Here is an 11,603-nt window from a genome sequence, read left to right on the forward strand (position 1 = left end):
AATGCTTCCTTACATGATTTCGCCGCCGGCCACGGCGATGGCCTGGCCGTTCATCGCCGACGACTGCGGCAGGCACAGCCAGACCACGGCGCCGGCGACTTCCTCGGGCGCGATCAGGCGCTTCTGCGGATTGCCGGCGGTGAGTTCGGCGCGGGCCTGCTCGGGATTGCGCGCGGTCTTCTGCACGATGTTGGCCACCGTTTCCCTGACCATGTCGGTGTCGGTATAGCCCGGGCAGACGGCATTCACCGTCACGCCCTTGGTCGCCAGTTCCAGCGCCAGCGCGCGGGTCAGGCCGATCACGCCATGCTTGGCGGCGCAGTAGGCCGACACATAGGCATAACCGGTGAGGCCGGCGGTGCTGGCGATGTTGACCACGCGTCCCCAGCCCTTTTCCAGCATGCCCGGCAACGCGGCCCGGGTGCAGTGGAAGGTGCCTTCGAGATTGACCGACAGCATTTCGCGCCAGAGCTGCGCATCGGTCTTGAGGAAGGGCGCGGAGTGCGCCTGCCCCGCATTGTTGACCAAAATGTCGACCGTGCCGCGCCGGGCGGCGGCGGCAAATGCGGCGGCAACCGCATCGCTATCGGCGACATCGGCGGCAAAGCATGCCACCTCACCCACGGCCGCCAATTCCCGCGCCGCCGCATCGAGCGTCTGCCGGTTGCGGCCCAGCAGGCTGACGGCGGCGCCCTGCTCCAGCAAGGCGCGGGCGATCGCCGCGCCGATGCCGCGTCCGCCGCCGGTCACCAGCGCATGCTTGCCGCTCAATGGGCCTGGCTTGTGTTCCCCGGGCATCATGTGCCCTCCATCAGGCGGGCCGCGATCTGCTGCGGCGTCAGGCCGCTGCTGGCGGCGGCCATCTGCCGCTCGCGTTCGAGATTGCGTTCCAGCTGTATCTTCGCCGGCCGGTACTGCTTCGGCCATTCGATGCCGGTGTAGCCGATCTTCGCCGCTTCATTCAGCGTCCAGGCGGGATTGGCCAGGTGCGGCCGGGCGATCGCGCACAGGTCGGCGCGGCCGGCGGCGATGATGCTGTTGGCATGATCGGCTTCATAGATGGCGCCGACGGCGATCGTGGGAATGCCGACTTCGTTGCGGATGCGGTCGGAGAACGGCGTCTGGAACATGCGCCCGTAGACCGGCTGCTCCTTCTTGCTGACCTGGCCGGAAGAGCAGTCGATCATGTCGGCGCCGGCGTCCTTGAACAGCCTGGCGATGTGCACCGCGTCGGCCGGCGTGATGCCGCCCTCGACCCAGTCATGCGCCGAGATGCGCACGCTGATCGGCTTGTCCTGCGGCCAGGCTGCGCGGATGGCGGCGAACACCTGCAGCGGGAAACGGCAGCGGTTCTCCAGGGTGCCGCCGTATTCATCGCTGCGCTTGTTGGTCAGCGGCGAGATGAAGCTCGACAGCAGATAGCCGTGGGCGCAATGCAGTTCCAGCCAGTCGAAGCCGGCTTCGGCAGCGGCCCGCGTGGCGCTGACGAATTCCGCGAGGATGCGCTCCATGTCCTGCGGCGTGGCGGCGCGCGCGGCCTGCGATACGCCCTCGATGTATTGCTGTTCCGATGCGGCCACCAGCGGCCAGTTGCCGTCGTCGAGCGGCAGGTCGATGCCGTCCCAGGCGCGCCGGGTCGATCCCTTGGGTCCGGCATGGCCGAGCTGTACCGCGATCCTGGCATCGGTGCTCTGGTGAATGAAATCGACGATGCGCTTCCAGGCGGCCGTATGCTCGGGCGCATACAGCCCCGGGCATCCGGGCGTGATGCGCGCATCGGCGGCGACGCAGGTCATCTCGGCGAACACCATGCCGGCGCCGCCCATGGCGCGGCTGCCGAGATGCACCAGGTGATAATCGCCCGCGACGCCGTCGACGGCGGAATACTGTGCCATCGGCGACACCACGATTCGGTTCTTCAGCACCGTGTTGCGCAGGCGGTAAGGCGTGAGCATCGGCGGGATGCTCTTGCCGCCGGCGGGCGGAACATACTCCAGCCCGGCCTGGGCGAAGGCGCGCCCGGCGATCCAGTCTTCATAGCGCCGCACATATTCCGGATCGCGCAGGCGCAGGTTCTCATGCGAGATGCGCTGGCTGCGGGTGAGCATGGAGTAGGCGAACTGCTCTGCGTCGAGGCGGGAATAGCGGTCCACGTTCTCGAACCATTCCATGGAATTGCGCGCGGCGTTCTGTATCTTCAGCACTTCGACCGAACGCAGCGACTGGTAGTCTTCCAGCACCTGCTCGAGCGCATGCCGCGTCTCCTTTCCATCCTCGGCATGGCCGCCGTGCCGGCTGAAACAGTTCGCCAGTTCGATCGCATCCTCCAGCGCCAGCTTGGTGCCGGAGCCGATGGAGAAATGCGCGGTATGCGCGGCGTCGCCCATCAGCACCACCGGAACGCGCCTGCCCTGGATCTCGTTCCACTGCACCCAGGTATTGCAGACCACGCGCGGGAAATTGATCCAGATGGCCGAACCGCGCAGATGCTTCGCATTGCTCAGCAGGGCATGGCCGTCGAGATAGCGCGCGAACAATCGCTCGCAGAAGGCGATGCCCTCTTCCTGGCTCATGGCGTCGAGCCCGGCCTTCTTCCAGGTGTCTTCCGGCGTCTCGACGATGAAGGTCGATGTGTCGCCGTCGAACTGGTAGATGTGCGCCTGGAACCAGCCGTGTTCGGTCTGCTCGAAGGCGAAGGTGAAGGCATCGAACAGTTTCTTCGTGCCCAGCCAGACGAAGCGGCAGTTGCGCGTTTCGACCTCGGGTCGGAAGGTGTCGGCATAGCGGTTGCGGATGCGGCTGTTGAGGCCGTCGCTGGCGATCACCAGGTCGGCATCGTAGGTAGCGGCGATTTCCCGGTCGTCGCCGACATCGGTTTCGAACACCAGCTTCACGCCGAGCTGTTCGCAGCGTTCCTGCAGGATGTTGAGCAGGCGCTTGCGGCCGATGCCGCAGAAACCGTGGCCGCTCGAGCGTATGGTCTTGCCCTTGAAATTGACTTCGATGTCGTCCCAGTGATTGAAGGAGCGCAGGATCGTGCGCGCCGTGTCCTCGTCGGCAGCCGTCAGGTTGCCCAGCGTCTGGTCGGAAAACACCACGCCCCAGCCGAAGGTGTCGTAAGGACGGTTGCGCTCGATCACCGTGATGTCATGGCGCGGGTTCTGCTTTTTCATCAGCAGGCTGAAATACAGCCCGGCGGGTCCGCCGCCGATACAAACGATTTTCATGGGGTCTTCATCCTTTGCTGCCCGGTTGCCGGGATCGCGGCTGCGTGTTCCGGCTATCAGTTCCTGGTTGGCGCTAGGTCAGCTGCCTTCATCTGTCTTCAGCTGACCATCGATTGTCCGTCCGCTCTCAACTTGCTTCCTGCCGCAGCCTGAAGCGCTGCAGCTTTCCGGTTTCCGTGCGCGGCAAGGCATCCCGGTATTCGATGGCGCGCGGATACTTGTACGGTGCGATGCTTTGCTTCACATGATCCTGCAGCTGCCTGGTGAGTTCCGCCGACGGCGCGCCGCCCTGCTTGAGCACGACATAGGCTTTCACGATCTGCCCGCGCTCCTCGTCCGGCACGCCGATGACCGCGCATTCGGCAACCGCGGGATGCTTGAGCAGCGCATCTTCCACTTCGGGGCCGGCGATGTTGTAGCCGGCGGAAATAATCATGTCGTCGGTGCGCGCCCGGTACCAGAAGTAGCCGTCGGCATCCATCTCGAAGGCGTCGCCGGTCAGGTTCCAGCCATGCTGCACGTAATTGGCCTGGCGCGGATCGGACAGGTAGCGGCAGCCGGTTGGTCCCCGCACCGCGAGTCGGCCGGTCTTGCCGGGACCGAGCGGTCGGCCTTCATCGTCGAGCACGCAGGCCTGGTAGCCCGGCACCGGTTTGCCGACCGCGCCCGGGCGGATGTCGGCGCCCGACGCCGAGATGAAGATATGCAGCATCTCGGTGGAACCGATGCCATCAATCATCGCGATGCCGGTGGCGCGCTGCCAGGCATCGCGCGTGGCGGTGGGCAGGGCTTCGCCGGCGGACACCGATTTCTTCAGGCTGGAAATGTCGTAGCGATCGGCGAAGGCAATCATCTGCCGGTAGAAGGTGGGCGCGGTGAAGCAGATGGTGGTGCGGAATTCCTGTACCGCCTGCATCAGCGTCTCCGGCGTCAGTTTTTCCAGCAGCACCGCCGTGGCGCCGGCGCGCAGCGGAAAGAGCAGCAGGCCGCCGAGGCCGAAGGTGAACGCCAGCGGCGGCGTGCCGATGATGATGTCGTCCTGCTGCACCTGCAGCACGGATTTCGGGAAGCAATCGCAGGCGGCGAGAATGTCGCGATGGAAGTGCATCGTCCCCTTCGGCTTGCCGGTCGTGCCTGACGTGAATGCGATCAGGCAGACGTCTTCCGCGGAGGTATCCGCCGCCTCGAATTGTGCGGGCCTGGAGCTCATCAGTTGTTCCAGGCCTTCGGATGTTTCGCCGCCGAAATAGACGACTTGCCCGAGCATGCCGCTCTGCTCGCGCGCCTTTTCCAGTTCGTCCTTCAAGCCGTCGGCGCACAAGGCCGCGCCGACCTGCGCCTTGTCGATGATGACCGCCAGTTCCGGCGCGCGCAGCAGCGGCATGGTCGGAACGGCAATGCATCCCGCCTTCCATACCGCGAGAACCGAGGCGGCCATCATGGGGTGGTTGGCGCCGCGCAGCAGCACCCGGCTACCCGGAATCAGCCGCATGTCTTCGGTCAGCACGCCGGCGATGCGGTTGACCTTGTCGAGCAGCTCGGCATAGGTCCATGTTTCCGAGCGGCTGCGCAATGCCGGCTTGTCGCCGAGTCCCGCCGCCACGGCCTTGTCGAGCAGTTCGCTTGCGCAGTTCAGCCGTGCCGGGTAATGCAGTTCCGGCAGGTCGAACAGAAACTCGGGCCACTGTTCCCTTGGCGGAAGGCTGTCCATGGCAAAACTGTCCATCTGCTTCGTGTGCTTCATGTCCGCTCCTCATGGTCAGCATGGTCGGGATACCGAGGCTGCACTGCTACAAACACCGTTACAAACGCTGCTGCAAGCTGCGATTCCGCAGACCGCAATATACTTTAACTCTAAACTATTTTGGCTTCAAGCTTTTTGGCATGGCATATTCATGTTGACGCCTGTCAATGGAATTGCATGGAGAGATAGAGAGAGGGGGCGGTTCGGGAGTGCTTCAAATGAAAACACGCGGAACATGTCCGCGTGTTTTCCGGAGTACCTGCGTTCGAGGTCGGTGCGTCGGGGGACCGGGCTCAGGCCGGCAGCTTCGTCCCGCGGATTTCTATTCCCTTCAGCGTGCGGCCCTTCTTCGGCATCAGGCTGTCGAGCGTGACGTCATCGAGCACGCCGAGGAAGGCATCGGTGGCGCGGGAGAGCACGCCTTTCAGGCCGCAGCCTGATGAATAGGCGCAACCCTGGTCTTCGGCATCGAAACAGGCGGCCATGTAGAAGTCGGTCTCGGTCTGCCGCACCACATCGCCGATCCGGATGTCCTTCGGATTGCGTCCGAGGCGCAGGCCGCCGCTTCTGCCGCGCACGGTTTCGATGAAGCCCTGCACGCCCAGCTGGTGCACCACCTTGGTCAGATGATTTTTTGCTATGCCGTGTGTGTCGGCGATGTCGCTGATCGTGACCAGTCGATCGGGATTGGCGGCCAGGTGCATGAGGGTACGAAGCGCGTAGTCGGTATAGCTGGTCAGTCGCATTTGGGGCCGCCTGTTGGTCTGCTGGTGCAATAAGACGCATGTATTTTACAGCTTTATGCGGGCGCCGAGCTGTTGCCTGCGCTTGCCTGTCGCTGCCTGCCACTTGCCCGCCGCTGTGCAGGCCGGTCCGTGACGCAAGGAAAGCCGGCCATCCGAACCAGCCGTTCTTGCCCGCACGCTCAGCCTTCGCCGCCGTCGACGCGCGCGGCGAACAGGTAGGGGCCGTAAAGCGCAAGATACAGTCCGAAGGCCGCGCTCCAGCAGACGGCGGCCGCGAGCAGCGCGATCATGCCGCTCGGGTCGATGCCGAGAGCGGCGGCGACGCGCGCCACCGCGCCGGCCTGTATCAGCACATACATCGCGGTTTCGATGCGTCCCGCCTTCAGTTGCCGCCCGGTGTGGCCGAGCGCGGTGCGGGTGATCATGCCGATGATGAGACCGGCCATGGATCCCACCGCGAGCGCATGCAGCGCCGCGCTTTGCGCAACGATGCCGAACGCATGCAATGCCATGAGCGCGAACCCGATCGGAATCCAGCCATAGGAAAGATGCAGTATCCACAACAGCGGATGGCGCAGCGATGCCGCCGGCCTCCAGCCGAACAGGCGGGTCGCCTGGGCAACCGCGGCGCAGGTGGCCAGCGCGCCCATCAGCGGCCCCGGAACGCCGGCGACGATGCCGGCCGCGGCGGCCAGCGTTGCACCCATCACGATGCGATCGCGCCGGTCATCGATGACCGGCGCGGAACCGGGCGCGCCGTTTCTGGTGAACATGGGAATCACCCGGCCGCCGATGATGGCTTCGATGATGACGATGACGAGGATCGCCGCTTCCACGAAGGTCGTCGGCGATGCCTGTGTCCAGCCGAGGGCCGCAGCATGGTAGCCGGCGTTGCAGGCCGTCAGCAGGCCAAGCAGGACGATGAGCATCATGTTGCGCTTGTTGCCCGCCCGCTTGAGCACCTGATACAAGGGATAAGCGGCCACCGGCAGGAATGCCATGTCTGCAACTGCCGCCGCCGCCGGACCGGCAAACAGCATCGCCGCCCTGCCCGCCAGCCATACCGCGCAGATGGCGGCCAGCGTTTTGCCGCGGGGCGTCCAGAGGCCGGTCCAGTTGCGGCCGGCGGTGTACATGAAACCGATGATGATGGCGGCGGCGAATCCGAACACCATTTCATGCGCATGCCAGCTCGCCGTGATGTTGGCCGACAGCCGCAGCCAGCCATACAGATGTGCGATCCAGAGCGGTACGCTGACTGCGGCAAAGGCGGCGCCGAGCAGATAGAAGGGGCGAAAGCCGAGGCGAAACAGCGGCCGGTTCCGGGATTGCGGCTCGCGCCCGTCGAGGACGCCGCCTTCAATGGTGATAAGTGCCATGTCAGTCTCATTTAAGATGCATTAATTATGCATCTTAAATGAGGGCATGCGCGACGGGCAACTGAAATAAGCGCCGGACGCGGCACAATAATTTTCAGGAATTTGATCTGGATCATTCACGCGCGAGGCCGCCCCATGCACTGGCAATGCGCCGGCGGCCTTGACCGGAATGCCCGGGAAGGAAAATCTCGGGAGGGTCGCGGCGCGGTTTGCGGACGAAGGCGAACTCCATCCGCAAACCGGGATTGCTGCTTGCTGCGCTCAGTCGAGCGTGATCTTCTGATCCTTGATCAGCTTGTGCCAGCGCACGGTTTCGCTGCGCAGCAGGTCGGTGTACTGCTGCGGCGTGCTTCCCACCGGTTCGACGCCGAATTCGATGAGGCGCTGCTTGACGGCGGGTTGATTGATCGCGCTGACGATCTGCTTGTTCAGGGTATTGAGCACGTCGGCAGGAAGGCCGGCCGGCGCCACCACGCCGACCAGCGCCGCCGCTTCCACGTTCTTGTAGCCGAGTTCGGCGAAGGTCGGCACGTCCGGCAGCTGCGGCAGGCGGGTCGGGTTCGCCACCGCGAGCGGGCGCAGCTTGCCGCTCTTGATGAAGCCGCCTCCGGCCGCGAGGTCAACCATCATGGCCGGGATCTGGCCGCCGACGACATCGTTGAGCGAAGGCGCGGCGCCGCGATAAGCGATATGGACCATGTGCAGGCCGGCATTCACCTTCAGCAATTCCATGGCCAGATGATGCGGACTGCCGGCTCCGGCGGAGCCGTAGTTCACGCTGCCCGGACGGGCCTTGGCCTTGGCGATGAAATCCTTCGCATCCTTGGCATCCGACGCCGGGCCGACAACGAGAATCATCGGGAAGCGGCCCATCAGCGTTACCGGCGCCAGGTCCTTTTCCGGGTTGTATGTCAGCTTGGAGTACAGCGCCGAGTTGAATACCATGGTGCCGTTGTCGGCATTGAGGATGGTATAGCCGTCGGGCGCGGAACGCGCCGTTTCGGCAGCGGCAATGGCGGTATTGCCGCCGGCCTTGTTTTCAATGACGACGGGTTGCCCGATCTGCTGGGAGAGCGTCTGGCCGACCGTTCTCGCCAGGAAATCCGAACCGCCGCCCGGCGGATACGGCACCAGCCAGCGGATCGTCTTGCTGGGATAGGCCTGCGCATGCGCGGTGGTGCTCGCAATCAATGCCGGCAGCGTAAGCAGGCAGGCAGCAATTATTTTCTTCACATTCTTCTCCTGAAAATTGGTGGGACGCCATTGTTGATTGTTATGTTGCCGCGTTTTTGCGTAATACTACTACGCTAATCGTAAAATAATCTACTGTCATGCCCTGACGATGCCCTATCTTGTTCGATGTCATGCACGGCGGCAAAGCGGGATGCAAGGCAGGATGTCCGGGCCCGTCCGTTATTGCACGGCATAATCATGGTCATTGACCGGAACGCACAGGAAAGAATCAACAATGACAAAGCAGGTGCCACAACGTCTGCCGGAAAGGCGCCAGAGGGTGCAGTCGGCCGAAATGGGAATGGGCATACTCAAGGCCCTCGGCCGCCTCGGCGGTGCCGCCAGCCTCACCGCCGTGTCGGCCGAAGTCGGCGAAAGCACGGCCAAGGTCCATCGTTACATGGCAAGCCTGAGCCAGGAAGGGCTGGTGTTTCAGGACCCGTCCACACAGCACTATTGCCTTGGACAGGAAGCGATCCGGATCGGGTTGGCGGCGCTGCGGCAATGCGACCCGATCAGGCTGGGCGAGCCTGCGCTCAAGCGCCTGCGCGAAGAGCTGCAGGTGACCTGCTTCATTGCCGTCATGGGCAACAAGGGGCCTACCATCCTGCGCTTCGAAGAGCCGGGCTTGCCGGTGACGATCAATGTCCGCGCCGGTTCGGTGCTGCCGATGCTGTGGTCGGCCACAGGACAGGTCTTCCTCAGTTACATGGACGACGCCCGCATCCAGGCGCTGGCAAGCGAGGAATTCGCCCAGGCGACCCGCGAGCAGCGTGCCTCCCTGCACGGCAGAAATCCGGTGGAAAACCTGCGCAAGTCCATCCGGACCCAAGGCTACGCCGTCATCAATGACACTCTGCTCCCGGGCATCAGCGCCGTGGCCTCGCCCATCTTCGATCACACCGGGCGGGTGACGGCGGTGTTGACCGCACTGGGTGCCAGCGGTGGATTCGACACCGCCCATGACGGCCGCATCGTGTCCCTCGTCAACGGCGAGGCAAGCAATATCAGCATGGCGCTCGGCTTTGAGGCCAGACCTTCCGGCGCGGCGGCTACTCAACCATAGCCTGGAGTGAATGGCCGGCGCAGACCCGTTCCCCTCAGCAGCATGCAGGGACGGGTCTGCACATGCCTAAATTGTCTGCAATCATTGAATTTGAACAAGACTGAAAGTGGTCTTGTCTTGTCATGTCTCGAAAATGAACCTCTGTCCTTGAATGGCCTCATATTCGCTTATTGGCATTTCTTCAACCGTTAGCTGCGCCACCAGCCAATTTTCGCAGCAGCAAGGAGAACGATCATGGCATTGACAACCAGTGATACCGGCAACAATACCTCTGACGATACCGTAGTAGGCGTGTACGACAATTTCTCGGAAGCGGAATCCGCGGTGCAGGCACTTCTCTCCTCGGGCTTCAGCCGTTCGGACGTTCAGCTCAATCCCGAGAGGGATGACGATGGAACGACGTCTTCGGGCACCAGCTCTTCCACCAGCGATGCGCACAGCGGCATTCGCGGATTCTTCTACTCCCTGTTCGGCGGTGACGAGAACACCGGCCATCATGATACCTATGCCGAGTCGGTACGCCGCGGCAGCTATGTATTGACGGTAAACGTCAATAGCCAGACCGAGATCGATCGTGCGACCGACATCATGAATCGCTTCAATCCGGTCGACATCGACGAGCGCGTAAGCCATTGGAAGACTCAGGGATGGACCAGCCACGACGCATCCGCGCCGCGCTATTCCAGGGATGAGATTACGAAGGAACGGGCCAGCTACGCCAGCCTGCGTTCGTCGGGGACAACGGCAGGCACCGCAACTACCGCGACCACTGCAACCACGGGCGAAACACGCATTCCGGTTATCGAAGAGCAGCTGCAGGTCGGCAAGCGCGAAGTGCAGCGCGGCGGCGTGAGGGTCATCAAGCGGGTGCGCGATATTCCGGTGCGGGAAACCGTCCAGCTGCGCGACGAGGAAATCAAGGTGGAACGTCATGCCGTCGACAAGCCGGCCACGCAGGCCGACCTGGCGGCATTCAAGGAAGGTTCGGTCGAACTGCGGGAGACGGACGAGGAAGCCGTGGTGGCCAAGACCGCGCGCGTCGTCGAGGAAGTCGTGGTCGGCAAGGAAGTCACGCAACGTACCGAGGACATCAACGATACCCTGCGCCGCACCGATGTCGAGGTCGAGCAGCTTGGAGCGGGCAGCAGCCTGGCCGGCGGCGATGACGAGTTCCGCCGCCACTGGCAGACCACCTACGGTTCGTCCGGCGGACGCTATGAGGATTACGACGCGGCCTATCGTTATGGCACCACCATGGCCGGCAGCGACCGCTACAAGAATTACCAGTGGTCGGACGTCGAACCGCAGCTGCGCAGCGACTGGGAATCGAACCATCCGGGAAGCACCTGGGACAAGGTAAAGGACGCCGTGCGTTACGGCGCGGAACGGGTGACAGGCAATCGCCGTCACTGAAGAACGCAGTCCAGGACTGACACTGGCTGATGACAGCATCAGCCAGTGTCAAGCCATTCAAGTCACTTGCGGGGCTGCGGCACGGCCCGCCTGTCTCGCCGATTTACCCAATTCGAAGGAGAGCATCATGGGACTAGGTTTTGACATCGGAAACATCTTGCAGCAGTACGGCGGCGTCAATCCGAACCAGCCGCCGAACGACATCGAAGACCACTTCGACCAGGTAGCACAGAATTCGCCGCACGACGACCTGGCTGACGGCCTGAACGAAGCATTTCGCTCGGATCAGACGCCGCCCTTCCCCAACATGGTCGGCCAGATGTTCGGGCAGGCCGATCCCAACCAGCGCGCGGGCATGATGAACCAGTTGCTGGCCACGCTTGGACCTGCGGTCGTCGGCGCCATGCTCAACCGGGGCATGGGTGGCGGCTTGGGTGGCGGCTTGGGTGGTGGCCTTGGCGGAGGCCTGGGCGGCGCACTCGGCGGTGGCATGGGCGGCGGCATCCTCGGCAGCCTGCTCAACGGCGCGATGGGCGGCGGCCAGCAGCAGATGCGCGTGCGTCCGGAAGACATGGAACGCATGCGTCCCGAGGAATTCGAGGAACTGGCCCGGCATGCCGAACGTGAAAACCCCGGCGTCATCGACCAGATGAGCCGCTTCTATGCGCAAAACCCCGGCCTGGTGAAGGCACTGGGCGGCGCGGCCCTTGCCATTGCATTGGGCAAGATGTCGCAGCGCGGCCGCTGAGGAAAAATGGCGGTAGCGGACCTCCCGCCATCGCCATCGCAATTGCT

At 63.6% G+C, this 11,603-nt stretch carries 9 protein-coding genes; 3 read left to right on the top strand and 6 right to left on the bottom strand.

Annotated features, from left to right (window positions below):
• Positions 1–9: 9 nt before the first annotated feature.
• From FH061_RS05365 to FH061_RS05390, 6 genes are all read right to left on the bottom strand, one after another.
• Positions 10–801 carry an SDR family NAD(P)-dependent oxidoreductase gene (locus FH061_RS05365; protein WP_225984492.1) on the bottom strand — a complete coding sequence of 264 codons (792 nt, stop codon included), beginning with the start codon at positions 799–801 and terminating at the stop codon, positions 10–12.
• Positions 798–3,227 (bottom strand): bifunctional salicylyl-CoA 5-hydroxylase/oxidoreductase, encoded by a 2,430-nt coding sequence (locus tag FH061_RS05370; RefSeq protein ID WP_151633714.1) that lies wholly within the window; start codon positions 3,225–3,227, stop codon positions 798–800. The genes FH061_RS05365 and FH061_RS05370 overlap by 4 nt, the downstream gene beginning before the upstream one ends.
• 127 nt (positions 3,228–3,354) lie before the next feature.
• The gene (locus FH061_RS05375; protein ID WP_151633716.1) at positions 3,355–4,971 is read right to left on the bottom strand and encodes an AMP-binding protein; all 1,617 of its coding nucleotides are present in this window, start codon (positions 4,969–4,971) and stop codon (positions 3,355–3,357) included.
• A gap of 293 nt (positions 4,972–5,264) precedes the next feature.
• Positions 5,265–5,717, bottom strand: coding sequence for an RrF2 family transcriptional regulator (locus FH061_RS05380; protein ID WP_151633718.1), 453 nt, complete (start codon positions 5,715–5,717; stop codon positions 5,265–5,267).
• Positions 5,718–5,896: 179 nt separating this feature from the next.
• Positions 5,897–7,096 (bottom strand): NnrS family protein, encoded by a 1,200-nt coding sequence (locus tag FH061_RS05385; protein ID WP_151633720.1) that lies wholly within the window; start codon positions 7,094–7,096, stop codon positions 5,897–5,899.
• Positions 7,097–7,357: 261 nt separating this feature from the next.
• Positions 7,358–8,329, bottom strand: coding sequence for a Bug family tripartite tricarboxylate transporter substrate binding protein (locus FH061_RS05390; RefSeq protein WP_151633722.1), 972 nt, complete (start codon positions 8,327–8,329; stop codon positions 7,358–7,360).
• A gap of 235 nt (positions 8,330–8,564) precedes the next feature.
• Between FH061_RS05390 and FH061_RS05395 the strand changes: the two genes are divergently transcribed.
• From FH061_RS05395 to FH061_RS30310, 3 genes are all read left to right on the top strand, one after another.
• Positions 8,565–9,395: an IclR family transcriptional regulator gene (locus FH061_RS05395; protein ID WP_151633724.1), complete on the top strand. Its 831-nt coding sequence runs from the start codon at positions 8,565–8,567 to the stop codon at positions 9,393–9,395.
• Positions 9,396–9,629: 234 nt separating this feature from the next.
• Positions 9,630–10,808 (top strand): YsnF/AvaK domain-containing protein, encoded by a 1,179-nt coding sequence (locus FH061_RS05400; protein ID WP_151633726.1) that lies wholly within the window; start codon positions 9,630–9,632, stop codon positions 10,806–10,808.
• A gap of 127 nt (positions 10,809–10,935) precedes the next feature.
• The gene (locus FH061_RS30310; RefSeq protein WP_225984493.1) at positions 10,936–11,556 is read left to right on the top strand and encodes a hypothetical protein; all 621 of its coding nucleotides are present in this window, start codon (positions 10,936–10,938) and stop codon (positions 11,554–11,556) included.
• Positions 11,557–11,603: the final 47 nt, after the last annotated feature.

It is taken from the genome of Noviherbaspirillum aerium (assembly GCF_008929045.1).
GTDB lineage: Bacteria > Pseudomonadota > Gammaproteobacteria > Burkholderiales > Burkholderiaceae_D > Noviherbaspirillum > Noviherbaspirillum aerium.